Genomic DNA, 25,388 nt, shown 5'->3' on the forward strand with positions numbered 1-25,388 from the left:
TCAATGAAGACCTCCAAACCTAACTTAGCCAAGATAATATTTTTTGATTTGATCTCCGTGGGTAAAGTCCCATTGGTGCTGCTTATCTGTATCTTCGCGAGCGCGATGGGGGTCGTTCTCACGACACACATGTCACGTCAGGCAATCACGCAAAAAGACATGGCATTGAGTGAGCGTGAACAGCTTGATAATGAATGGCGAAATTTAATGCTTGAAGAGACGGCTCTGGCTGAACATAGCCGCGTTCAAGCATCGGCAAAACGAGAGCTAGACATGAAACGTCCAGACTCCGACAAAGAAGTTGTGATCACACTGAAATGACCGGAAAAAAGGAAAAAGCCCCCGCGAAAGCCGTTAAGAAACCAACGAAAGAGCGAGTGAAGAGCGAAAAGGACTCGGATCCAATTCTGATTAAATGGCGTTTCAACGTCGTTATTGCTTTTGTGTTGGTTGCCTTTTCTGTACTAGTAGCTCGTGTGGCTTACATCCAAGTCATTGAACCAGATAACTTAATTCGTCAGGGCGACCTTCGTTCTGTACGTGTTAAGGCTATTCCTTCTGCCCGCGGTATTATTTCAGACCGCAATGGCGAACCACTTGCCGTCAGTGTGCCTGTTGAGGCGGTATGGGCTGACCCGAAAACCATCTTCGATAAAAATGGCATGGCCCAAATTGATCGTTGGTATGCGCTAGCTGATGTACTTGGCTTAGATCGACAATCGATGATCAACAAGATCTCCAGCGACAAATCTCGTCGTTTTATCTACCTACAAAGACAAGTTAGCCCAGCAATGGCGAAATACATCCGCGACTTAAAGCTGGTGGGTATTGGTCTTAAAGCAGAATCACGTCGTTATTACCCAGCCGGTGAAGTCAGCGCGCATCTTATTGGTGTGACCGGAATTGATGGACACGGCCTAGAAGGTGTCGAGCGCAGCTACGATAAGTGGCTCACGGGTGAAGCAGGTAAACGTACAATCCGTAAAGACCGTTACGGGCGAGTAGTTGAAAACATTGCACTAGAAGAGCGTGAAGAAGGTAAACCACTCGAATTGACCATCGATCAGCGCTTACAAGCCATCGCTTATCGAGCGATTAAACAGGCGGTAGCCGATCACAAGGCGACGTCTGGATCTGCCATCTTATTAGACGTAAAAACGGGTGCGGTTTTGGCCATGGTTAACGCACCGTCTTACAACCCAAACAATCGTGCTGATTTACAAAGCTTTAAGATGCGTAACCGCGTGATCACCGATGCTTTTGAGCCAGGTTCGACGGTTAAGCCGTTTGTTGTTCTTGCCGCTCTCGAAAATGGTACCGCGGATGCTGATACTGTAATTGATACGGGTAACGGCATCATGCAAATCGGTGGTAGCCGTGTACGTGATACTTCCAAAGTTGGTAAGGCAGACTTGGCGTTAATCCTTAAGAAGTCGAGTAACATCGGTGTGGCGAAGTTAGCACTGGATATGCCACTTGAAGCGCTACTGGGCATGTACAGTTCTGTTGGTCTTGGCGAGATGTCTGGGCTGAATCTAGTCGGTGAGACCGCGGGTATTTTCCCGAACCGTCGACGCTGGTCTAAGTTTGAAATCGCTACCTTATCCTTTGGTTATGGTCTAGCGATTACTCCGCTGCAATTGGCTCATGCCTATGCGACGTTAGCGAATCACGGTGTTTACGAACCTATCCATATCGTTAAAAGCAACGACCAAGATTTCTCAAAACAGATCATCAAGCGCGAAAATGCTGAGTTGGTTTTGAACATGCTAGAAGGCGTAACCCAAAAGGGCGGTACAGCGACAAGAGCTGCCGTGCCGGGTTACCGAGTAGCAGCAAAAACAGGTACATCTAGAAAAGCGATTTCCGGTGGTTATGGAGACGAGTACTTCGCCTATACCGCAGGTGTTGCTCCAGTGAGTGACCCAAGAGTCTCTTTGGTTGTGATGATCAATGAACCTCAAGGTGACCTCTACTATGGTGGCTCGGTCGCAGCCCCTGTTTTTTCTGAAATCATGAAGGGCGCACTGCAAATTCTGAATGTCCCTGCTGATGAAAACAAGTTTCAAGAATAGAGCCAATCAGGATTCAATATGAGTAATAGCCTCACGCTGTCATCTTTACTTTCTCCTTGGGGTGACTTTAGTTCACCTGAGCTGGATGCGATTGCCGTTGAACAGTTGGAGTTGGATAGTCGTGCCATCAAAGACGGCGATATTTTTGTTGCTGTAGTTGGGCATGCTGTTGATGGCCGTCGTTTCATTGACAAAGCGGTCTCACAGGGAGCCAATGCCGTTATCGCACAAGCTGATGCTGAAAAGGCCCATGGTCTGATTGAGTGGTTGGATGCTGTTCCGGTTGTTTACATTAAAGACCTTAACTTGGTGTTATCTGAGTTGGCCGGTCGTGTTTACTCGTCTCAGGCGACTAAGCTGATTGGCGTTACAGGTACCAATGGCAAAACCACCATCACTCAATTGATTGCTCAGTGGTTAGATCTCGTTGGTCAACGCTCTGCGGTAATGGGCACTACAGGTAATGGCTTCTTAGATAATCTAAAAACAGCAGCGAACACCACAGGTAGTGCGATTGAAATACAGCGTACGCTGAGTGAGTTGGCTGAAGAAAATGCCGTTTATACCGCGATGGAAATCTCTTCTCATGGTTTGGTTCAAGGCCGAGTAAAAGCTTTGGATTTTGAGGTTGGCGTATTTACTAACCTGAGCCGAGATCACCTGGATTACCACGGTACGATGGAAGAGTACGCGTTGGCTAAGAAAAGCCTGTTTACTCAACATAAATGCAAACATGCAGTGATCAATGTAGATGATGAAATAGGCAAGGCATGGATGTCAGATTTGTCCAATGCGATTGCTGTTTCATTACTTCCATTAACTGGCTACCAGCAGTCAGTATGGGCATCTGATGTTGCTTATGCAGAAACTGGGATTAAGCTCTCTTTCGATGGTAGTTGGGGACAAGGCGATCTTTCGGTTCCATTAATTGGTCAGTTCAACGCATCAAATGTACTGGTTGCCTTTGCGACCTTGCTGTCATTAGGTATCGATAAGCAAATCTTGGTCGACACTGCGCCTCAGTTGCAACCTGTGATTGGTCGTATGGAACTGTTCCAAGTGCCGAACAAAGCAAAAGTGGTTGTCGATTACGCGCATACGCCAGACGCTTTAGAGAAAGCATTGGCATCACTACGTGTACATTGCTCTGGAAAGCTATGGGCAATCTTTGGCTGCGGTGGTGATCGAGATACAGGCAAGCGCCCTATGATGGCGGTTACCGCAGAGCAGTTCGCCGATAACATTATTATTTCAGATGACAACCCTCGCAGTGAAGACCCGGCATTGATTGTTAAAGACATGCTGGCAGGTTTAAGTGAGCCTGAAGCCGCCTTTGTTGAACACGATCGCTTTCAGGCGGTTAAGTTTGCTCTAGAGCAGGCGGGTAATAACGACATTATTCTTCTGGCAGGTAAAGGCCATGAGGATTACCAAGTATTGAAAGACAAAACGATCCACTATTCGGATCGAGAGTCAGCACTACAACTTTTAGGTATTTCATAATGATTGATGTATCACTCGAGCAGATCTGCTCAGCGGTGAACGGTCAGCTGATAGAGGCTGGCAAATCGAGCAATAGTTTGATCAATGCGGTTTCTACCGATACTCGCACCGTTGAAGAAGGTGCACTGTTTGTTGCTCTCGTAGGTGAACGTTTTGATGCGCATGATTTTTGTGGTCAGGCTGTTGAGGCCAATGCGAGTGCGTTATTAGTTCAACGAAAACTTGACCTAAATATTACTCAAGTTGTTGTTGAAGACACTAAACTTGCTTTAGGTCAGCTAAGTGCTTGGATCCACAAACAATGTAACGTGCCAACCATGGCGATAACAGGAAGCTGTGGCAAAACGACCGTCAAAGAGATGGTCGCGAGTATTCTACAACAACGTGGCAAAGTGCTGTTTACAGCGGGTAACTTCAATAATGATATTGGAGTACCACTAACCTTGCTGCGCAGTGAACCCAATGACGACTATGCCGTGATAGAACTGGGCGCGAACCACATTGGTGAAATTGCCTATACCACGCAGCTTGTGAAACCACAGGTGGCCTTAGTGAATAACGTTGCTGCCGCGCATCTAGAGGGCTTTGGCTCAATTGATGGTGTTAAACAAGCGAAAGGCGAAATTTTTCAGGGGCTTGCTGCTGGTGATACTGCTATTGTTAACCTAGAGAGCAATGGTGGTGACTTCTGGAAAGATGTGCTTGCAGACAAAAACGTACTGACCTTTTCTGAAAGTGATGACACGGCGGATTACTTTTCGACGAATATTCGCATCAACGAGCAGGGTGAAGCTTGCTTTGATATGCAGACCCCGCAAGGTGCTATCGATGTCGAACTTGGCATTATTGGTCAGCACAATGTAGCCAACGCATTAGCCGCAGCAGCACTGAGCATTCAATTCGGTGCCACGCTTGCAGAAATTAAAAGCGGTTTAGCGAATCTTATCTCAGTTAAAGGCCGAGTTGAGGTTCAACAATTAAGTCAGAATATCAAGCTGATAGATGACAGTTACAACGCCAGTGTACCGGCAATGAAGGCTGCAGCTAAATTGTTGTCGAGCTTCAAAGGCCAGCGTTGGTTGATTTTAGGCAATATGGCTGAATTAGGCGATGAAAGCCTTGCACTTCACCGTCAAGTCGGTGAATATGCTGCCCCATTCGCTTTTGAGCATGTACTCACTTACGGTGATGATACCAAGGTGATTAGTGAAGTGTGTAACGGCACTCACTTTGCAACGCATGAAGCGATGATCGCGCACATAGAGCAGCACTTGAGCTTGCCAGAAAACGCGCCACATACCTTGTTGGTAAAAGGCGCCAATAGTGCAGGAATGAGTAAAATAGCCGCTGCTTTAAAGGAGAACTTTTCATGATAATTTGGCTTGCAGAGCTACTACAGCCACACTTTTCTTTTTTCCGTTTGTTCGAATACTTATCGTTTCGTGCAATCGCGAGCATTTTGACGGCTTTATGTCTGTCGCTGTGGATGGGACCTCGTTTAATTGAGCGTCTGCAAATGCTGCAAATTGGCCAAGTTGTTCGTAATGACGGCCCAGAATCTCACTTCAGTAAGCGTGGTACACCAACCATGGGTGGTGTGATGATCCTTGCTGCGATCATCATTACGGTCTTACTTTGGGCTGACTTATCAAACCCTTACGTTTGGGCCGTACTTGTCGTGCTAGGCGGTTACGGTGCAGTTGGTTTTGTTGATGATTATCGTAAAGTCGTTCGTAAGAACACTGATGGCTTGATTGCGCGTTGGAAGTACTTCTGGCAATCGGCTATTGCATTGGTTGTGGCGTTTGCTCTGTATGCTCATGGGCAAGACACTGCTGCGACACAATTAGTGGTGCCTTTCTTTAAAGATGTGATGCCACAACTTGGTTTACTGTACATTGTTCTAACTTACTTTGTTATTGTAGGTACCAGTAACGCGGTAAACCTAACTGATGGCCTAGATGGCTTGGCGATTATGCCAACGGTTATGGTTGCTGCGGGTTTTGCTGTTATCGCTTGGGCGACAGGTAACGTTAACTTTGCAGCATACCTACACATTCCATACATCCCATACACCTCTGAACTGGTGGTGGTATGTACTGCTATCGTTGGTGCAGGCCTTGGCTTCCTATGGTTTAACACTTACCCAGCACAAGTATTCATGGGCGATGTTGGCTCTCTAGCACTGGGTGGTGCGTTAGGTGTGATTGCGGTACTCGTTCGTCAAGAGTTGGTACTAGTGATCATGGGTGGTGTGTTTGTAATGGAGACTCTGTCAGTGATTCTGCAGGTGGGCTCTTACAAATTGCGTGGTCAGCGTATTTTCCGCATGGCACCGATTCACCACCACTATGAACTTAAAGGTTGGCCAGAGCCGCGTGTTATCGTGCGTTTTTGGATAATCTCAATGGTATTAGTACTGGTTGGCCTAGCGACACTGAAAGTTCGTTAATCCTGTATGAGCCTCTGAATAGGGGCTCTTTAAAACTATTAAGAGCATCTTGTTTAAATGGAACGTTGGCAAAATATTCAAAATGTAGTGGTTGTGGGGCTCGGTATTACCGGGCTCTCTGTCGTTAAACATCTCGTAAAATATCAGCCCCATACTTGCGTAAAGGTAATTGATACGCGAGAGCTACCACCAGGAAAGGAATCTTTGCCTGAGTCGGTTGAGCTGCATTCTGGAAGCTGGAATGGCCAATGGCTAGCTGAGGCTGATCTGGTGGTTGCTAACCCAGGCATTGCTTTAGCGACGCCAGAAATTCAAGATGTGCTTGAAGCGGGTACGCCTGTCGTTGGCGACATCGAGCTGTTTGGTTGGGCTGTAGATAAGCCTGTTGTGGCGATTACTGGTTCAAACGGTAAGAGTACCGTGACGGATTTGACTGGTGTGCTTGCTAAGGCTGCTGGGCTTAATGTTGGCGTTGGCGGCAATATTGGCATTCCTGCCCTAGACCTTCTAGAACTTGATGCGGATTTATATGTGCTTGAGCTTTCAAGCTTCCAGTTAGAAACCACATCGAACCTAAACCTTGTAGCAGCAGCCTTTTTGAACCTGTCAGAAGATCACATGGATCGCTATCAGGGTATGGCTGATTATCGTGAAGCCAAGTTAAGAATTTTTAATAACGCGCAGTGTGCGATTGTTAACCGCGACGACAAAGAGACGTATCCAGACCACAAGATGTCATTAGTAACATTCGGACTCGACGATCAAGAGTTTGGTGTCGCGACAGTTGATGGTACCGAATGGCTAATGGACAACGGTAAACCTGTCCTTGCTACCCAAGATTTAACATTGGTTGGACGTCACAATGTGGCGAATGCGTTAGTCTCACTTGCACTATTGAAGCAAGTTGGTATCGACTACAGCAAAAGTCTTGATGCTTTGAAGGCCTATAACGGTTTGACGCATCGTTGCCAAGTCGTTGCTGACAAGCGCGAAATCAAATGGGTTAATGACTCCAAAGCAACGAATGTAGCCAGCACATTGGCAGCCCTGTCTGGGTTGGAGTATCAAGGTACGTTATATCTTTTGGTTGGCGGCGTTGGTAAAGGTGCTGACTTTAGTGAGCTTGAACCAGTATTGGCGCAACTTGAGCGTGTTCAGCTGTGTTGTTTCGGTGAAGATGCAGATCAATTCATGCCTCTGCACCCATCGGCACAAAAGTTCGATACCATGCAGCAGATAATCGAATCTATCTCGCCACAGCTGGTGGCTGGAGATATGGTGATGCTGTCTCCGGCGTGCGCAAGCTTCGATCAATTTAATAATTTCATGGCAAGAGGTGATGCGTTCACTGAGCTTGCTCATGAGTATGCTTAACGTGTTGAAGGACTAACATTCAGTGCAAAGAGTCAAAGAGATTAATCAATCCATCTGGCAGTGGCTAAACCGTGCTACTCCCGAGGCGCTTTACGATCGTCAATTGGTGTGGATTGCTCTTGGGCTAATGCTGACAGGTTTGGTGATGGTGACGTCTGCTTCGTTCCCCATCAGTGCTCGTTTAACCGATCAGCCGTTTCACTTTATGTTCCGTCATGCCATCTTCCTTGTATTGGCGTTAGGTGTCTCTAGCGTCATATTGCAAATCCCGATGCAACGCTGGTTTCAATACAGTATGTATCTACTGGGCTTGTCCTTCTTCTTGCTGATTGTGGTATTAGCCGTCGGTAAGTCGGTTAACGGCGCATCGCGTTGGATCCCATTAGGGCTATTTAACTTACAACCCGCTGAAGTCGCCAAGTTATCGCTGTTTATCTTTATGGCGGGCTACTTGGTTCGGAAGCAAGATGAAGTGAGAAAAACCTTCTTCGGTGGTTTTGGTAAACCGATCATGGTATTCGGCGCTTTTGCCGTGCTGCTGCTAGGCCAGCCCGATTTAGGTACTGTGGTCGTAATGCTAGTGACCCTGTTCGGCATGCTATTCATTGCTGGTGCCAAGCTTTCACAGTTTATCGCCTTGATGGTGGCAGGTATTGCCGCGGTCGTCGGTTTGATTGTTATAGAACCTTATCGTGTTCGACGTGTTACCTCATTCTGGGAACCTTGGAACGACCCGTTCGGCAGTGGTTACCAGTTAACTCAGTCATTGATGGCGTTTGGCCGTGGTGATTGGATGGGGCAAGGGCTCGGTAACTCAATTCAGAAACTCGAATACTTACCCGAAGCGCACACCGATTTTGTATTTGCTGTGTTGGCAGAAGAATTGGGTTTTGTTGGCGTGACCTTGGTCTTGATACTCATCTTTAGCTTGGTTTTTAAAGCCATTCTGATAGGTAAAAAAGCCTTTGAACACGATCAAGTGTTCAGCGGCTATCTGGCTTTTGGTATTGGTATTTGGTTTGCGTTTCAGACGCTTGTTAACGTAGGTGCTGCATCTGGCATCGTTCCGACCAAAGGTCTAACCCTACCGCTAATCAGTTATGGTGGTTCGAGTTTAATTGTTATGTCTGTGGCGGTATCAATGCTGCTGCGCATTGACCACGAATGCCGAATGCAACAAAAAGAACAAGCTGATAGTCAAAACGAATTAGTAGAATAAGAATCTAACGTGATGAAACAAAACAAAAAACTTTTAGTGATGGCTGGTGGTACTGGCGGTCACGTTTTCCCAGGGTTAGCAGTAGCGAAAAAGCTTCAGCAACAAGGTTGGGAAATTCGCTGGTTAGGCACAGCAGACAGAATGGAAGCGGATTTAGTGCCAAAGCATGGCATTGAAATCGACTTCATCAAAGTGAAAGGCCTGCGTGGTCAAGGCATTAGCAAGTTAATTAAAGCGCCGTTCCAGATTATTAATGCCATACTTCAAGCAAGACAACACATTAAAGCATGGCAGCCTGATGTGGTACTTGGCATGGGTGGTTACGTGAGTGGCCCGGGTGGTATCGCGGCATGGTTGTCTGGCATTCCAGTGGTTCTGCATGAACAAAATGCAGTGGCAGGTTTAACCAACCAATGGCTGTCTAAGATTGCTAAAAAGGTTTTCCAAGCTTTCCCTGGTGCTTTCCCTACCGCAGAAGTGGTGGGTAACCCAGTACGCGAAGATGTGGTTGCCTTAGCTGAACCCGAGCAACGCATGGCTGAGCGTGATGGTGACATCCGCATCTTGGTTATGGGCGGCAGTCAGGGCGCAAAAATCCTAAACGATACCTTGCCAGTAACGATGGCGCAGCTTGGTGAAGGCTTCACTGTGATGCACCAAGCGGGTAAGAACAATCAACAACAAGTTATTGAGCAATACAAATCACATTCTGTTGGTAATGTTCAAGTGACTGAATTTATTGATGATGTGGCGCAAGCTTATGAGTGGGCAGATCTATTAGTGTGTCGCTCAGGTGCATTAACCGTATCAGAAGTGTCTGCGGCAGGTGTCGGTTCTATCTTCGTTCCGTTTATGCACAAAGACAGACAACAAGCGTTGAATGCCGACCATTTAGTTGAATGTGGCGCAGCGTTAATGATTGAACAGCCTCAACTAACGGCTGATAAGCTAGCGAACACTATCGCGCAGCTTGATAGAAATGAATTAAAAATGATGGCAACAAAAGCTCGTCAAGCCGCCAAGCTTGATGCTGATGTGACCGTCGCTGAAGCGATTAAAGCTTTAGCAAAATAATGAGATTGAATTGATGACGATTGAACATACCCAAGACTTAGCGCAAATCCGTGCAATGGTGCCAGAGATGCGCCGTGTTAAATCTATCCACTTCATTGGTATTGGTGGTGCCGGAATGAGCGGGATTGCTGAAGTCTTGCTAAATGAAGGCTACCAGATCACGGGTTCTGATATTGCTCAAAATCCAGTGACTGATCGTTTAGTTAGCAAGGGTGCGACCGTTTATATCGGTCACCAAGCGAGTAACGTTGCCGACGCAAGTGTGGTGGTTGTTTCAACCGCTATCAACGAAGAAAACCCAGAAATTATTGCAGCTCGTGAAGCGCGCACACCGATCGTTCGTCGTGCAGAAATGCTGGCTGAGCTGATGCGTTTTCGTCACGGTATTGCTGTGGCAGGTACGCACGGTAAAACAACCACGACTGCGCTAGTGACACAGATTTACTCGGAAGCCGGCCTAGATCCAACCTTCGTAAATGGTGGTTTGGTGAAAAGTGCCGGCACTAACGCACGTTTAGGTTCAAGCCGTATTCTTATCGCTGAAGCCGATGAAAGTGATGCGTCATTCTTACATCTGCAACCTATGGTTAGTATCGTAACTAACATTGAAGCGGATCATATGGATACCTACGGCGGCGATTTTGAAACGCTAAAGCAGACGTTTATTGATTTTTTACACAACCTACCATTCTACGGTCAGGCTGTGATGTGTGTTGATGATCCAGTAGTGCGTGAGCTTATTCCTCAGGTAAGTCGCCAGGTGATTACTTACGGTTTCTCTGAAGATGCGGATATTCGTATTGAGAACTACGTACAAGAAGGCCAGCAAGGCAAATTCACAGTGGTACGTGAAGGTAAAGCTAACCTTGATATCACGTTAAACATTCCAGGTCGTCACAATGCATTGAATGCATCCGCGGCGATTGCTGTTGCAACAGAAGATGACATCAGCGATGAAGCGATTCTCAAAGCGATGGCGGGAACGGAAGGCACGGGTCGCCGTTTCGATCACCTAGGTGAGTATGAAACAGGTAAAGGCGTTGCAATGCTGGTCGATGATTACGGTCATCACCCAACCGAAGTTGATGTGACGATTCAAGCTGCTCGTAGTGGCTGGACTGATAAACGTCTTGTTATGATCTTCCAACCGCACCGTTATAGCCGTACTCGCGATCTGTATGATGATTTCGCGAACGTTCTTGAGCAGGTTGATGTCCTAATTCTGTTAGATGTTTATTCTGCAGGTGAGAAACCTATTGCAGGGGCTGACGGACGTTCATTAAGTCGAACTATTCGTGGGCGTGGTAAGATAGACCCAATCTTTGTTGCCGATATCAACGCACTGCCATCGGCTTTAGCCAACGTAATTCAAGGCGGTGACCTTGTTTTAACGCAGGGTGCAGGCGATGTTGGTCGAGTAGCGAAGCAGTTGGAATCGTTACAGTTAGACATTAATAAAATGCAGAACGCGTAACAGAATACTGTCTACAGACTGTGGTCAATCGCTCACTTCTTGCGATTGACCTAAAATTGACCAAAAATCTTATTATCAACGTTTGATAGTTTGATTTTGCTCAGTATAATTCATAGGTTAAAGTAAGTGCTTTTACCTCTATTACGAAGATAGGGAATAGAATTGCGAACCAACGACAGGGAATGCGGGCTTTGGTAGAAAGTACTTTTAGCGAAAACCGCCACCTATTCAGTTTACCGTCGCTCAAGAAACACGCCTTAGGCGGGTCTTTTTTTGTCATGGTATTGCTATTCATTGGGTTTCTTTTCTATACCACACTAACTTGGATGTGGGACGATCAGCGATTGCCTCTCTCCAAAATAGTACTTCAAGGCGACTTAACTTACGTAACCGCTGGTGATGTTCAACATGCCTTTAGCGAGCTAGAGCACATTGGAACCTTCATGTCGCAAGACATCGGTGTGTTGCAAGACAGTTTAGAAGCGTTACCTTGGGTTTCAGTGGTCTCCATTCGTAAGCAGTGGCCAGACACAATAAAAGTATTTTTGACTGAGTACCATGCGGCAGCAATCTGGAACGGTAACATGCTGCTGAATGACGATGGTCAGGTGTTTAATGGTGATATCGGCCTGTTGAAGGGCGATAGAGTTAAGCTTTACGGCCCAGACGGCACCAGCCAAGAAGTGATAGAAAAGTGGCGACAGATAACCCCTTTGATTAACAGTCTAGGGTTAACCGTTACCTCTCTCGTTCTCAATGAGCGTCGCGCTTGGCAAATAATCCTAGATAACGGTATCCGTTTAGAACTAGGTAAAGATTCTTTAGATGAGCGTGTTGAACGCTTCATTTCGCTTTACAACGAACTTGGTAGTAAAGCGAATCAAGTGAGCTACATCGACCTCAGGTATGATACGGGAGCCGCTGTAGGCTGGTTTCCAGAGCAAGAGTTAGAAGAGAGCACAGATGACTAAGACCGCAGATGACAACATAATCGTTGGTCTTGATATAGGCACTGCGACCATATCAGCTCTGGTTGGTGAAATATTGCCTGATGGTCAAATCAATATCATTGGTTCTGGGCAAAGCCCATCCAGAGGTATGGATAAAGGTGGTGTAAACGACCTAGAGTCGGTAGTTAAGTCGGTTCAGCGAGCTATTGATCAAGCAGAGTTGATGGCGGAATGCCAAATCAGCAATGTATTTATCTCGCTATCGGGTAAACATATCGCAAGCCGAATTGAAAAAGGCATGGGCACTATCTCTGATGAAGAGGTGTCTCAAGACGATATGGATCGAGCGATCCATACCGCGAAATCAATTAAAATAGGTGATGAGCAGAGAATTCTGCACGTGATCCCACAAGAATTTACCATTGATTATCAAGAAGGGATTAAGAACCCACTTGGCTTATCTGGTGTTCGAATGGAAGTCAGTGTTCACCTAATTTCTTGCCATAGCGACATGGCGAGAAACATTATTAAAGCTGTTGAACGATGTGGTCTCACAGTAGAACAAATCGTGTTTTCAGGACTTGCCTCAAGCAATGCGGTAATTACTGACGACGAGAGAGAGCTTGGAGTATGTGTTGTCGATATCGGTGCGGGTACAATGGATATTTCCATTTGGACTGGCGGCGCACTTCGACACACAGAAGTCTTTTCCTACGCAGGAAATGCAGTAACCAGTGATATTGCCTTCGCTTTCGGCACGCCAGTGAGCGATGCTGAAGAGATAAAAGTAAACCATGGTTGCGCTCTGAGTGAACTCGTAAGCAAGGATGACTCTGTTAACGTCCCAAGTGTTGGTGGTCGCCCATCGAGAAGTTTGCAACGACAAACTTTGTCGGAAGTGATTGAACCACGTTACACTGAACTTATGGGTCTCGTTAACCAAACTATTGATACGGTTCAATTACAGCTACGAGATGAAGGTATTAAACACCACCTTGCAGCTGGCGTCGTTCTCACTGGTGGAGCGGCACAAATTGACGGATTGGTAGAGTGTGCGGAACGTGTTTTCCGCAATCAAGTTCGAGTTGGTAAGCCGTTAGAAGTTAGTGGCTTAACTGACTATGTTAAAGAGCCGTATCATTCTACGGCGGTTGGTTTACTTCATTACGCAAGAGATTGTCAGATCAGTGATGAAGGTGATTACAGCGAACCTAAGCGTTCAGCACCTTCTATGTCTGGTTTGTTTGGCAAATTGCGTAATTGGATACAAAAAGAGTTTTAACCTGAGTTGCAGGAAAAAACGGAGATAACACATGTTTGAACCGATGATGGAAATGTCTGACGATGCAGTAATTAAAGTCGTTGGAGTTGGTGGCGGTGGCGGTAACGCTGTTGAGCACATGGTACGTGAATCAATCGAAGGCGTAGAATTCATCAGTGTTAACACTGATGCACAAGCACTTCGTAAAACAAGCGTGAGCAGCGTGATCCAAATTGGTGGTGATATCACTAAAGGTTTGGGCGCTGGTGCAAACCCACAAGTAGGCCGTGATGCAGCTCTCGAAGATCGAGAAAGAATTAAAGAAGTTCTAACTGGCGCCGATATGGTATTTATCGCAGCTGGTATGGGCGGTGGTACTGGTACAGGTGCTGCTCCAGTTATTGCTGAAGTTGCGAAAGAGTTGGGTGTGCTAACGGTTGCTGTTGTAACTAAACCATTCAGCTTTGAAGGCAAAAAGCGTTTAGCGTTTGCTGAGCAAGGTATTGAAGAGCTTTCTAAACATGTGGATTCATTAATTACGATTCCAAATGAAAAGCTACTTAAAGTACTTGGCCGCGGCGTAACTCTGCTAGAAGCTTTCGCAAGTGCAAATGATGTACTTAAAAACGCTGTACAAGGTATCGCTGAGCTAATTACTCGCCCTGGTATGATTAACGTCGATTTCGCGGATGTTCGCACCGTAATGTCTGAGATGGGTCATGCAATGATGGGTAGCGGTATCGCAAAAGGTGAAGACCGTGCTGAAGAAGCTGCTGAAACAGCAATTTCTAGCCCACTACTAGAAGACATCGACCTAGCTGGCGCGCGTGGCGTTCTTGTGAACATCACTGCAGGCCTAGATATGCGTCTAGATGAGTTCGAAACAGTAGGTAATACAGTTAAGGCATTCGCATCTGATAATGCAACAGTTGTGATTGGTACTTCTCTAGACCCTGATATGACAGATGAAATCCGCGTAACTGTTGTTGCAACAGGTATCGGCACAGAGAAAAAACCAGACATTACATTAGTTGCTGGTGGTAAAGCTAAGGTTGCACCAACACCTCAACCACAGGTAGCGGCTCAAACTGCACCAAAAGTGGAAGAGAAAGTGGCACAACCATTGCAAGAAAAAACTGAGGTTAAACCTCAAGTTAAGCCGCAACCAACAACGTCACCTGTTTCTTCAGGTACAGGCGCTAGCCAAAGTGCAGCACCTAAGGCTGAGAAAGAGAGTGGATACTTAGATATTCCAGCATTCTTACGACGTCAGGCTGATTAACAAATGCCCAAAATTTGACTATCGTCGAATTAATGGTAAAATTCGCGGTCGGTAAATACTGACCGTGATTTGTAGCACTGATAACGAGGCAAGCAGATGATCAGACAACGTACTCTGAAAGAAATTGTGAAAACAACTGGTGTGGGTCTCCACTCTGGTCGTAAAGTCACACTTACTCTTCGCCCGGCAGCTGCAAATACAGGTATTGTTTATCGTCGTACAGATGTAAATCCACCTGTAGATTTCCCAGCTGATCCAGCGTCAGTTCGTGACACTATGCTATGTACAGCTCTTGTTAATGACGAAGGCGTACGTATCTCTACAGTGGAACACCTTAACGCAGCTTTAGCGGGTATGGGCATCGACAACATTATTGTTGAAGTAGATGCTCCTGAAATCCCAATTATGGATGGTAGCGCAAGCCCATTCGTATACTTGCTACAGCAAGCGGGTGTAGAAACACTGAATGCAGCGAAGCGTTTTATTCGTATCAAAAAGCCTATCCGTTTTGAAGATGGCGATAAGTGGGCAGAGTTTGTTCCATTTAACGGCTTCCGTATGGACTTTGAGATCGACTTTAACCACCCAGCAATTGAATCTGATGAGCAACGTTTGTTGTTTGATTTCTCTTCACAAGGTTTTGTGAAAGAAATCTCTCGCGCTCGTACTTTCGGCTTCATGCGCGACATTGAGTATCTACAATCTCAAAACCTAGTACTTGGTGGTAGCTTTGATAATGCTATCGTACTTGACGAATACCGAATTCTTAATGAAGAGGGTCTACGTTTTGACAATGAGTTCGTAACTCATAAAGTACTAGATGCGATTGGTGACTTGTACATGTGTGGACACGCTATTATTGGTGAGTTTCGTGCATACAAATCAGGTCACGGCCTAAACAACCAACTACTACGTGCAGTACTTGCTGACGCAGAAGCTTGGGAATGGGCAACATTCGAAGAAGAAGTAGGCTCTCCTGTTGCATTTGCTGAACCAGGAATGGTTCTAGCGTAATTGTTGTTTACAGCAATATAAGATTTCGAAAACCAGGTCATTGACCTGGTTTTTTTGTATCTATTTTCCAGATACAGTGTCGTCAACATCCGAAAGTTGTCTCCCAATGAGCTGCAGTCTGGCTAATCCATCAGCAATTAGAAAGAAAAGTTCCAAGCACATCAAACAAATGGGGTTATAAATGGTTGTTGGTGTGAAAATTACTTACACTAAAGGGCATTAATTTTAACTCAAGCCTTGAAAACTCTACTCTCAAGTACAATATCAAAGATACTAGATTTATCTCAGTATCCTTGGTTAGTAACTGAAGACTAGTTCATAGCTAGTAGAGACACTGACGGCATTTAAAATAGATCGCGGACGATCTGAGAACGAAGAGATTCCAAGCACATGATTACTAAGCTGCTGACAAAGGTAATTGGCAGTCGCAATGACAGAACACTGCGCCGCCTTAGAAAAATTGTAAAAGAAATTAATAACTTCGAACCAACGTTTGAAGCACTTTCAGACGAAGAACTAAAAGCAAAAACGGTTGAATTTCGTGAGCGCTTAGATAAAGGTGAATCGCTAGACCAACTTCTACCTGAAGCATTTGCTACGGTACGTGAAGCGTCTAAGCGTGTTTACGGCATGCGTCACTTTGACGTGCAAATGATTGGTGGCATGGTTCTAAATGCTGGCCAAATTGCAGAAATGCGTACTGGTGAAGGTAAGACTCTTACAGCAACCCTACCAGCTTATCTTAACGCCCTACCTAGCAAAGGTGTTCACGTAGTAACGGTGAACGACTACCTAGCGAAGCGTGATGCGGAAACAAACCGCCCATTATTTGAATTCCTTGGTATGACTGTTGGCGTAAACGTGCCAAACATGGCTCCACCAGAGAAGAAAGAAGCGTACCAAGCGGATATCCTATACGGAACAAACAACGAGTTTGGCTTCGATTACCTACGTGACAACATGGCTTTCCGTGCTGAAGATCGTGTTCAACGTGAGCGCTTCTTTGCTGTTGTCGATGAGGTTGACTCAATCTTAATCGATGAAGCTCGTACTCCACTTATTATCTCTGGCCCAGCTGAAGATAGTTCAGATCTTTACACGCGTATTAACACGTTGATCCCTAACCTTGAGCGCCAAGATAAAGAAGATTCTGAAGAGTACCGTGGTGAAGGTCACTACACCATGGACGAGAAATCGAAACAGGTTCACCTGACTGAAAACGGTCAAGAATTTGTAGAAGAGCTAATGGTCAAAAACGGCCTGATGGAAGAGGGTGACACGCTTTACTCTCCAACTAATATCAGCCTATTGCACCATGTTAATGCAGCGCTGCGTGCACACGTACTGTTTGAGAAAGACGTCGACTACATCGTTACTGAAGAAGGCGAAGTGGTTATCGTTGATGAACATACTGGTCGTACTATGCCAGGTCGTCGTTGGTCTGAAGGTTTACACCAAGCTGTTGAAGCTAAAGAAGGTGTGAAGATTCAGAATGAAAACCAGACGCTAGCATCGATTACATTCCAGAACTTCTTCCGTCTATACGAAAAACTGTCAGGTATGACAGGTACAGCCGATACAGAAGCTTTCGAATTTCAGTCTATCTACGGCCTAGAAACAGTGGTTATCCCAACCAACAAGCCTATGGTTCGTAACGATATGCCAGATGTGGTTTATCGTACCGAAGAAGACAAGTTCAATGCGATCATTGAAGACATCAAAGACCGTGTAGCTGCTGGTCAGCCATCATTGGTTGGTACGGTTTCTATCGAGAAGTCTGAACTACTGTCTAACGCACTGAAAAAAGCAAAAATTAAGCACAGCGTTCTAAATGCTAAATTCCACGAAATGGAAGCAGAGATCGTTGCACAAGCTGGTATGCCGAGTGCGGTAACTATCGCAACTAACATGGCTGGTCGTGGTACCGATATCGTATTAGGTGGTAGCTGGCAGGCACAAGTTGAGAAGCTAGAGAATCCAACCAAAGAGCAGATCGAGAAGATCAAAGCTGACTGGAGAGTAATCCACGATAAAGTGCTTGAGTCAGGTGGTCTGCACATCATTGGTACTGAGCGTCATGAATCTCGCCGTATCGACAACCAGCTACGTGGTCGTTCTGGTCGTCAAGGTGATGCGGGTTCTTCTCGTTTCTACCTATCAATGGAAGATTCTCTGCTACGTATCTTCACATCGGATCGTATGGCTGGTCTTATCCAAAGTGGTATGGACGAAGGCGAAGCGATCGAATCTAAGATGCTTTCTCGCTCAATTGAAAAAGCACAACGTAAAGTTGAAGGTCGTAACTTCGATATTCGTAAGCAGCTTCTTGAGTACGATGATGTAGCCAATGACCAACGTAAAGTGGTTTATGAGCTTCGTGATGAACTGATGAGCTCTGACGATATCAGCGAGATGATCGAACACAACCGTGAAGATGTATTGGCATCAGTGATTGATGAATACATCGCACCTCAGTCTCTTGAAGATATGTGGGATATCGCGGGTCTGCAAGATCGTCTGAAGAATGACTTCGATCTAGACTTTGATATTCAAGGTTGGTTAGACGAAGACGACAAGCTTTATGAAGAAGCATTGCGTGAGCGTATTCTTGCTATGGCGGTTGATTCGTACAAACAGAAAGAAGAAGTGGTTGGTGCTCAAGTACTGCGTAACTTCGAGAAATCTGTGATGTTACAAACGCTAGACGGCCTTTGGAAAGAGCACTTGGCTGCGATGGATCACCTTCGTCAAGGTATCCACTTACGTGGTTATGCTCAGAAGAACCCGAAACAAGAGTACAAGCGCGAGTCGTTTGAACTGTTTGAAGGCCTACTAGATGTACTGAAAACAGACGTTGTTACCATCCTTTCTAAAGTGCGCGTTCAGCAACAAGAAGAAGTTGAAAAGATGGAAGCTCAACGTCAAGCTCAAGCTGAAGAAGCGGCGCGTCGTGCACAAGCGCAACATGCAACAGCTGAAAACCAGCTAGCTGACGATGAAGCTGAAGCGGCATCTCCACAAACGGTAGTGCGTGACGAGCGTAAAGTTGGCCGTAACGAGCCATGCCCATGTGGTAGCGGTAAGAAGTACAAGCAGTGTCACGGTAAAATCGCGTAAGTTTAATGAATCGTTGCTGTAGCGCATGATAGCTGCGTTGGTGGTACTCACTTACAGTCGTAAGCTCCGTGCCACCGCCTTGCTCTCATACACTACAACTTAGCTTCATAAAACTGACAAATAGAATATAAAGAGTCGCTTAGGCGGCTCTTTTTGTATGTAAATTTCATGGCTTACTTTGTTACGCAAGGAAGTTGTCATTCCCTATAGCGAGGAGCGAGCGTAGTAGGGAATCTTGTTTAGTTAGGCTCGCGTAGTTTTAGATCCCCAACTCAGTCGTTCCTCTTTCTTGAGGATGACGTATTTAGGGACTATGTGAGTTCAGCGTTTTATTAAGGAACACCATCAATGAAAAGAATCCATATCGTAGCGGGTATTATCTTCAATCAAGATAAGTCACAGGTCTTTATCACTAAGCGTCCAGATGACAAGCACAAAGGTGGCTTCTGGGAATTTCCAGGTGGCAAGGTTGAAGAGGGCGAAACTATTGAGCAAGCGATGACTCGCGAGCTTGATGAAGAGGTCGGTATCAAGGTGACCGAGCAGTCTCTGTTTGAGCATCTTGAATTTGATTACACGGATAAGTCACTTAAGTTCGATTTCATTCTCGTGACTGATTTTGAAGAGCAGCCTTATGGTAAAGAAGGTCAGCAAGGTGAATGGGTAAGCCTAGAATCATTGAATCAATACGCCTTCCCAGAGGCAAATGTGCCAATTTTAGAGCGAGTAATAAAAGAGTTTTCGTAATTGCTAGCCTGAGTTTGAGATTGTTGTTAGTTTAAAGAGATTAATCGATTGAACGTTGCTGCAAGAGATAAGTGGCAACGGTAACCAAAACAATGGAGATATTCGCAGTGGTAAGAATTGCAATTGCAGGAGCAGCGGGCCGCATGGGCCGCAACTTGGTGAAAGCCGCTCATCATAATTCAGAAGCAAGTGTTGGAGCTGGTTCAGAGCGTCCAGAGTCATCTTTGGTCGGCGTAGATGTCGGCGAGTTATGCGGTGAAGGTCGTTTTGATGTTGCTTTAGTCGATGATTTGTCTAAAGCCATCGAAGAGTTTGATGTGATTGTCGATTTTACTGCCCCTGTTAGCACATTAGCGAATATTGAACTTTGTAAACGTCACGGTAAAAAACTGATCATCGGTACAACGGGCTTCTCTGAAGAAGAGAAGCAGGTGATTGATGCTGCTTCAAAAGAGATGGCTATCGTAATGGCACCTAACTACAGCGTTGGTGTGAACCTTGTATTTAAGCTGCTAGAGAAGGCCGCTAAAGTGATGGGCGATTACTGTGATGTCGAGATCGTTGAGGCGCACCACCGCCATAAAGTCGATGCACCGTCAGGTACTGCGATTGGTATGGGCGAAGCTATTGCGGGTGCTATGGGCAACGAGCTGAACGATGTAGCTGTATGGTCACGCGAGGGTATTACTGGCGAGCGCACTAAAGATGAGATTGGTTTCGCGACGATTCGTGCCGGTGACATTATTGGTGAACACACCGCTATGTTTGCTGATATCGGTGAACGAGTGGAAATTACCCATAAAGCCACTGATCGAATGACCTTTGCTAATGGCGCAATCAAGGCCGCGGTTTGGTTAAATGATAAACCAGCAGGCTTTTATACCATGACGGATGTGCTTGGTTTGAATGACCTATAAATAGATATTTATGCGCTGGCAATTGCCGGCGCTTTCTTTATTTGGTGCCTTTTCCTTAGTAATCTCACTTCTCCGATCTTCCTTCTACTTTCTTCTTATCGCCTTTTTGACTCCATTTCTATGCTGTTTATGTGGTCTTTAGTATGTTTTTTGTTTTAGATCTTTAAATTGTCATGTTTTCTCTTGGTATTTATCGATTGCGTTTTGTTGCTGATATTTTTATCACTCTATGGTTGGCTAAAATGAGGGGTGAAAATTAGAAAATCGTAATATTCGAGCTAAATGCGTATGAAAGTTGAACTTTTGGAGCTTTGAGGGGGTAAATTGAATTAGTCCTTACAAATGTTTAATTTCTTTTGAGTTAAATGTTGACACGTATCACGCAGATCACTAAAATACCGCCAATTTGTCTAATTTCCATAAACACGCAGTTTTTGGTGTTGCAGGAAGGTAGATTTGCAAATTAAATCAATTTTAATGCATTTTTATTTCTGGAGGTTGTCTTGAAGAAGTCAGCACTACTCGTCCTAGAAGATGGGACAGTATTTCACGGTGAAGCCATTGGCGCTGTAGGTTCTGCAGTTGGTGAAGTCGTTTTTAATACCTCGATGACGGGGTACCAAGAAATCCTCACTGATCCTTCCTATTCTCAACAAATCGTTACCCTTACTTACCCTCACATTGGCAATACCGGAACCAATTCCGAAGACGAAGAATCTTCTTCAATCCACGCTCAAGGCCTTGTGATTCGCGATCTCCCTCTAATCGCTTCTAACTTCCGTAATGAACAATCCCTTTCTGATTACCTTAAGTCGCAAAACGTTGTTGGTATCGCTGATATCGATACTCGTAAGCTGACGCGTATTCTTCGTGAAAAAGGCGCACAGAACGGTTGTATCGTAGCTGGCTCTTCAGTAAACGATGGAAACCTAGACGAAGCTCTAGCTCTTGCTAAAGCAAAAGAATTCCCTGGCCTGAAAGGTATGGACCTTGCGAAAGAAGTTACAACAAAAGAAGCGTATCAATGGAAACAAGGTTCGTGGACGCTTACGGGTGGACTTCCTGAAGCGAAAGCAGACTCAGAATTGCCATACCACGTTGTTGCTTATGACTTCGGTGCAAAACGAAACATCCTACGAATGCTTGTTGACCGCGGCTGCCGCCTAACGGTTGTTCCTGCTGAGACTTCAGCTGAAGAAGTACTTGCTCTGAACCCAGACGGTGTTTTCCTTTCAAATGGCCCTGGTGACCCAGAACCATGTACTTACGCAATTGAAGCGACAAAAGTGTTCCTAGAAAAAGGCTTACCAATCTTCGGTATCTGTCTAGGTCACCAGATTCTTGCTCTTGCGTCAGGCGCTAAGACAGTGAAGATGAAGTTTGGTCACCACGGCGCAAACCACCCGGTTAAAGATTTAGATCGTGATGTTGTGATGATTACTTCGCAAAACCACGGCTTTGCTGCTGACGAAGAAACCCTTCCAGAGACACTACGTGCAACGCACAAATCACTATTTGATGGTTCTCTACAAGGTATTCACCGTACAGACAAACCAGCATTCAGCTTCCAAGGTCACCCTGAAGCAAGCCCAGGTCCAGAAGACGCAGCGCCGTTATTCGACCACTTTATTGAACTAATCAAACAGCACACAGCGTAATTCGGAGTAGTAGACAATGCCAAAACGTACTGACATTAAAAGTATTCTTATTCTAGGTGCTGGCCCGATCGTTATCGGCCAAGCATGTGAGTTCGATTACTCTGGTGCTCAAGCTTGTAAAGCGCTTCGCGAAGAAGGTTACCGAGTTATTCTTGTAAACTCGAACCCAGCGACAATCATGACTGACCCAGACATGGCAGATGCAACTTACATCGAGCCTATCCAATGGGAAGTTGTGCGTAACATCATCGCTAAAGAGAAGCCTGATGCAGTTCTACCTACTATGGGTGGCCAAACTGCATTGAACTGTGCTCTAGACCTAGAAAAGCACGGCGTTCTTGAAGAGTTCGGTGTTGAAATGATTGGTGCAACGGCTGACGCTATCGATAAAGCAGAAGACCGTTCACGCTTCGATAAAGCAATGAAAGCAATTGGCCTTGAGTGTCCAACTGCTGATACAGCGAAAACGATGGAAGAAGCTTACAAAGTTTTAGACATGGTTGGCTTCCCTTGTATCATTCGTCCATCGTTCACGATGGGTGGTACTGGTGGCGGTATCGCTTACAACAAAGAAGAATTTGAAGAAATCTGTCGTCGTGGTTTGGATTTATCTCCAACTAACGAACTTCTTATCGATGAATCACTTATCGGTTGGAAAGAGTACGAGATGGAAGTGGTTCGTGACAAAAACGACAACTGCATCATCGTATGTGCGATTGAAAACTTCGACCCTATGGGTATTCACACAGGTGACTCAATCACTGTGGCTCCAGCTCAAACGCTGACAGATAAAGAATACCAACTAATGCGTAACGCATCTCTAGCAGTACTGCGTGAGATTGGTGTTGAAACAGGTGGTTCAAACGTACAGTTTGGTATCAACCCGAAAGATGGCCGTATGGTTATCATCGAAATGAACCCACGTGTATCTCGCTCTTCTGCACTAGCATCTAAAGCAACAGGTTTCCCAATCGCTAAGATTGCAGCGAAACTGGCTGTTGGCTTCACGCTAGACGAGCTAATGAATGACATCACTGGCGGCGCAACTCCAGCATCATTCGAACCAACAATCGACTACGTAGTAACTAAGATTCCTCGTTTTAACTTCGAGAAGTTTGCAGGTGCTAACGACCGCCTAACGACGCAAATGAAGTCGGTTGGTGAAGTTATGGCTATCGGCCGTAACCAACAAGAATCTCTACAAAAAGCACTTCGCGGCCTAGAAGTTGGCGCGACTGGTTTTGACGAAATGGTAGACCTAGACGCACCAGATGCTCTAACGACTATCCGTCACGAACTTAAAGAAGCTGGCGCAGAGCGTATTTGGTACATCGCTGACGCATTCCGTGCTGGTATGTCGGTAGATGGTGTATTCAACCTAACGCAAATCGACCGTTGGTTCCTAGTTCAAATCGAAGACATCGTTAAGCTAGAGCAAGAACTTAAAGCGAAAGGCTTTGCTGGTCTAAATAAAGACGAGCTAAACAAGCTTAAGCGTAAAGGTTTTGCTGATGCGCGCCTATCTAAGATTCTAGGTGTAGCGGAAAGCGAAATCCGTCGTCTACGTGACCAATACGATATCCACCCGGTATACAAGCGTGTAGATACGTGTGCAGCTGAGTTCTCTTCAGATACGGCTTACATGTACTCATCTTACGATGACGAGTGTGAAGCAAACCCAACAGACAAAGAAAAAATCATGATTCTAGGCGGCGGTCCAAACCGTATCGGCCAAGGCATTGAATTTGACTACTGTTGTGTACACGCATCACTAGCGCTACGTGAAGATGGCTACGAAACTATCATGGTTAACTGTAACCCTGAGACAGTTTCTACAGACTACGATACGTCTGACCGTCTGTACTTCGAACCAGTAACTCTGGAAGACGTACTAGCAATCGCTCGTGTTGAGAAGCCAAAAGGCGTTATCGTTCAGTACGGTGGTCAAACGCCACTTAAACTGGCACGTGCTCTTGAAGCTGCTGGCGTACCAATCATCGGTACTAGCCCAGACGCAATCGACCGTGCAGAAGACCGTGAGCGTTTCCAAGTTGCTGTAGACCGTCTAGGCCTACTTCAACCAGAAAACGCGACAGTAACAACAATGGAGCAAGCGGTAGAGAAATCTCGTGAAATCGGCTTCCCACTTGTTGTACGTCCTTCTTACGTACTTGGTGGTCGTGCGATGGAAATCGTATACGACGAGCAAGACCTACGTCGCTACTTCAACGAAGCAGTTAGCGTATCAAACGAATCTCCAGTACTACTTGATAGCTTCCTAGATGACGCTGTTGAAGTAGACGTAGATGCGATTTGTGACGGTGAGCGCGTTGTAATCGGCGGTATTATGGAGCACATCGAGCAAGCGGGTGTTCACTCTGGTGACTCAGCATGTTCTCTTCCTGCATACACGCTAAGCCAAGAAATCCAAGACGTAATGCGCGAGCAAGTTGAAAAGCTAGCGTTCGAGTTGGGTGTTCGTGGTCTGATGAACACGCAGTTTGCTGTTAAGAACAATGAAGTGTACCTAATCGAGGTTAACCCTCGTGCAGCACGTACGGTTCCATTCGTATCTAAAGCAACTGGTGCGCCAATCGCTAAGATTGCCGCTCGTGTAATGGCGGGTCAATCTCTAGAGTCTCAAGGCTTTACCAAAGAAATCATCCCACCTTACTACTCAGTGAAAGAAGTTGTACTTCCATTCAACAAGTTCCCTGGTGTTGACCCACTGTTAGGCCCAGAAATGCGCTCTACTGGTGAAGTTATGGGTGTTGGTGCGACGTTCGCAGAAGCATACTCTAAAGCTGAATTGGGTTGTGGTAACATCTACCCAGAAGGCGGTCGTGCACTTCTTTCTGTTCGCGAAGGCGACAAAGAGCGTGTTGTTGACCTAGCATCTAAACTATCTAAGCTTGGTTACCAGCTAGACGCAACTCACGGTACTGCGGTTATCCTTGGCGAAGCGGGCATCAACCCACGTCTAGTAAACAAGGTACACGAAGGTCGTCCTCACATTCTTGACCGTATCAAGAACAACGAGTATACGTACATCGTGAACACTGCAGCTGGCCGTCAAGCGATTGAAGATTCTAAAGTTCTTCGTCGTGGTGCACTTGCTGAGAAAGTTAACTACACGACTACGCTAAATGCTGCATTCGCGACTTGTATGGCGCACACTGCAGACGCGAAAACGTCAGTAACTTCAGTTCAAGAGCTACACGCTCAGGTTAAAGCTTCTCAAGCTTAATCGCCTAAAGTGTATCGCTGATAT

The 25,388-nt window shown here is 45.7% G+C and carries 18 protein-coding genes; all 18 read left to right on the plus strand.

Annotated features, from left to right (window positions below; all coding sequences use genetic code 11):
• The first annotated feature begins 3 nt into the window (after positions 1-3).
• The 18 genes from ftsL to carB all read left to right on the plus strand — a co-directional run bounded on the left by ftsL (position 4) and on the right by carB (position 25,364).
• Positions 4-321 (plus strand): cell division protein FtsL, encoded by a 318-nt coding sequence (ftsL, locus tag AB4274_RS15785; RefSeq protein ID WP_017062901.1) that lies wholly within the window; start codon positions 4-6, stop codon positions 319-321.
• Complete coding sequence (locus AB4274_RS15790) at positions 318-2,075, plus strand: penicillin-binding transpeptidase domain-containing protein (protein WP_372112580.1); 1,758 nt, start codon at positions 318-320, stop codon at positions 2,073-2,075. Before ftsL ends, AB4274_RS15790 begins: the two co-directional genes overlap by 4 nt.
• Positions 2,076-2,093: 18 nt before the next feature.
• On the plus strand, positions 2,094-3,578 hold the full coding sequence (murE, locus tag AB4274_RS15795; RefSeq protein ID WP_372112582.1) for a UDP-N-acetylmuramoyl-L-alanyl-D-glutamate--2,6-diaminopimelate ligase: 1,485 nt from the start codon (positions 2,094-2,096) through the stop codon (positions 3,576-3,578).
• Entirely contained in the window at positions 3,578-4,951 is a 1,374-nt protein-coding gene (gene murF, locus AB4274_RS15800; RefSeq protein ID WP_017059283.1) for a UDP-N-acetylmuramoyl-tripeptide--D-alanyl-D-alanine ligase, read from the plus strand. Before murE ends, murF begins: the two co-directional genes overlap by 1 nt.
• Complete coding sequence (gene mraY, locus AB4274_RS15805; protein ID WP_017059284.1) at positions 4,948-6,030, plus strand: phospho-N-acetylmuramoyl-pentapeptide-transferase; 1,083 nt, start codon at positions 4,948-4,950, stop codon at positions 6,028-6,030. The genes murF and mraY overlap by 4 nt, the downstream gene beginning before the upstream one ends.
• Before the next feature lie 57 nt (positions 6,031-6,087).
• Positions 6,088-7,404: a UDP-N-acetylmuramoyl-L-alanine--D-glutamate ligase gene (gene murD, locus AB4274_RS15810; protein ID WP_372112584.1), complete on the plus strand. Its 1,317-nt coding sequence runs from the start codon at positions 6,088-6,090 to the stop codon at positions 7,402-7,404.
• Between the two features lie 22 nt (positions 7,405-7,426).
• Positions 7,427-8,623: a cell division protein FtsW gene (gene ftsW, locus AB4274_RS15815; RefSeq protein ID WP_372112586.1), complete on the plus strand. Its 1,197-nt coding sequence runs from the start codon at positions 7,427-7,429 to the stop codon at positions 8,621-8,623.
• A gap of 12 nt (positions 8,624-8,635) precedes the next feature.
• Positions 8,636-9,697, plus strand: coding sequence for an undecaprenyldiphospho-muramoylpentapeptide beta-N-acetylglucosaminyltransferase (gene murG, locus AB4274_RS15820; protein WP_017062898.1), 1,062 nt, complete (start codon positions 8,636-8,638; stop codon positions 9,695-9,697).
• Between the two features lie 13 nt (positions 9,698-9,710).
• Positions 9,711-11,171 (plus strand): UDP-N-acetylmuramate--L-alanine ligase, encoded by a 1,461-nt coding sequence (murC, locus tag AB4274_RS15825; RefSeq protein ID WP_017059288.1) that lies wholly within the window; start codon positions 9,711-9,713, stop codon positions 11,169-11,171.
• 278 nt (positions 11,172-11,449) lie between these two features.
• A complete protein-coding gene (locus tag AB4274_RS15830; protein ID WP_017059290.1) occupies positions 11,450-12,142 on the plus strand; it encodes a cell division protein FtsQ/DivIB in 693 nt (230 codons plus the stop codon).
• Complete coding sequence (gene ftsA / locus AB4274_RS15835) at positions 12,135-13,403, plus strand: cell division protein FtsA (RefSeq protein WP_004729844.1); 1,269 nt, start codon at positions 12,135-12,137, stop codon at positions 13,401-13,403. Before AB4274_RS15830 ends, ftsA begins: the two co-directional genes overlap by 8 nt.
• Before the next feature lie 31 nt (positions 13,404-13,434).
• On the plus strand, positions 13,435-14,664 hold the full coding sequence (gene ftsZ / locus AB4274_RS15840; RefSeq protein ID WP_017059291.1) for a cell division protein FtsZ: 1,230 nt from the start codon (positions 13,435-13,437) through the stop codon (positions 14,662-14,664).
• 96 nt (positions 14,665-14,760) lie between these two features.
• Positions 14,761-15,678, plus strand: a complete 918-nt coding sequence (gene lpxC / locus AB4274_RS15845; protein ID WP_010434751.1) for a UDP-3-O-acyl-N-acetylglucosamine deacetylase — start codon at positions 14,761-14,763, stop codon at positions 15,676-15,678.
• Between the two features lie 390 nt (positions 15,679-16,068).
• Positions 16,069-18,795: a preprotein translocase subunit SecA gene (gene secA / locus AB4274_RS15850; protein ID WP_017059292.1), complete on the plus strand. Its 2,727-nt coding sequence runs from the start codon at positions 16,069-16,071 to the stop codon at positions 18,793-18,795.
• Positions 18,796-19,143: 348 nt separating this feature from the next.
• Entirely contained in the window at positions 19,144-19,542 is a 399-nt protein-coding gene (gene mutT, locus AB4274_RS15855) for an 8-oxo-dGTP diphosphatase MutT (RefSeq protein ID WP_017062897.1), read from the plus strand.
• Positions 19,543-19,634: 92 nt separating this feature from the next.
• Positions 19,635-20,459 carry a 4-hydroxy-tetrahydrodipicolinate reductase gene (gene dapB / locus AB4274_RS15860; protein ID WP_020628676.1) on the plus strand — a complete coding sequence of 275 codons (825 nt, stop codon included), beginning with the start codon at positions 19,635-19,637 and terminating at the stop codon, positions 20,457-20,459.
• Between the two features lie 503 nt (positions 20,460-20,962).
• Positions 20,963-22,117 carry a glutamine-hydrolyzing carbamoyl-phosphate synthase small subunit gene (gene carA, locus AB4274_RS15865; RefSeq protein WP_010434758.1) on the plus strand — a complete coding sequence of 385 codons (1,155 nt, stop codon included), beginning with the start codon at positions 20,963-20,965 and terminating at the stop codon, positions 22,115-22,117.
• A 16-nt stretch (positions 22,118-22,133) separates the two neighbouring features.
• On the plus strand, positions 22,134-25,364 hold the full coding sequence (gene carB / locus AB4274_RS15870; RefSeq protein ID WP_017059294.1) for a carbamoyl-phosphate synthase large subunit: 3,231 nt from the start codon (positions 22,134-22,136) through the stop codon (positions 25,362-25,364).
• The last annotated feature ends 24 nt before the right edge of the window (positions 25,365-25,388 follow it).

It is taken from the genome of Vibrio sp. 10N.261.55.A10 (assembly GCF_041470825.1).
GTDB lineage: Bacteria > Pseudomonadota > Gammaproteobacteria > Enterobacterales > Vibrionaceae > Vibrio > Vibrio crassostreae_C.

Coding starts and splice junctions, on each gene's coding strand:
- ftsL (WP_017062901.1), top strand. CDS start 4: ATGAAGACCTCCAAACCTAACTTAGCCAAGATAATATTTTTTGATTTG.
- AB4274_RS15790 (WP_372112580.1), top strand. CDS start 318: ATGACCGGAAAAAAGGAAAAAGCCCCCGCGAAAGCCGTTAAGAAACCA.
- murE (WP_372112582.1), top strand. CDS start 2,094: ATGAGTAATAGCCTCACGCTGTCATCTTTACTTTCTCCTTGGGGTGAC.
- murF (WP_017059283.1), top strand. CDS start 3,578: ATGATTGATGTATCACTCGAGCAGATCTGCTCAGCGGTGAACGGTCAG.
- mraY (WP_017059284.1), top strand. CDS start 4,948: ATGATAATTTGGCTTGCAGAGCTACTACAGCCACACTTTTCTTTTTTC.
- murD (WP_372112584.1), top strand. CDS start 6,088: ATGGAACGTTGGCAAAATATTCAAAATGTAGTGGTTGTGGGGCTCGGT.
- murG (WP_017062898.1), top strand. CDS start 8,636: ATGAAACAAAACAAAAAACTTTTAGTGATGGCTGGTGGTACTGGCGGT.
- murC (WP_017059288.1), top strand. CDS start 9,711: ATGACGATTGAACATACCCAAGACTTAGCGCAAATCCGTGCAATGGTG.
- AB4274_RS15830 (WP_017059290.1), top strand. CDS start 11,450: ATGGTATTGCTATTCATTGGGTTTCTTTTCTATACCACACTAACTTGG.
- ftsA (WP_004729844.1), top strand. CDS start 12,135: ATGACTAAGACCGCAGATGACAACATAATCGTTGGTCTTGATATAGGC.
- ftsZ (WP_017059291.1), top strand. CDS start 13,435: ATGTTTGAACCGATGATGGAAATGTCTGACGATGCAGTAATTAAAGTC.
- lpxC (WP_010434751.1), top strand. CDS start 14,761: ATGATCAGACAACGTACTCTGAAAGAAATTGTGAAAACAACTGGTGTG.
- secA (WP_017059292.1), top strand. CDS start 16,069: ATGATTACTAAGCTGCTGACAAAGGTAATTGGCAGTCGCAATGACAGA.
- mutT (WP_017062897.1), top strand. CDS start 19,144: ATGAAAAGAATCCATATCGTAGCGGGTATTATCTTCAATCAAGATAAG.
- dapB (WP_020628676.1), top strand. CDS start 19,635: ATGGAGATATTCGCAGTGGTAAGAATTGCAATTGCAGGAGCAGCGGGC.
- carB (WP_017059294.1), top strand. CDS start 22,134: ATGCCAAAACGTACTGACATTAAAAGTATTCTTATTCTAGGTGCTGGC.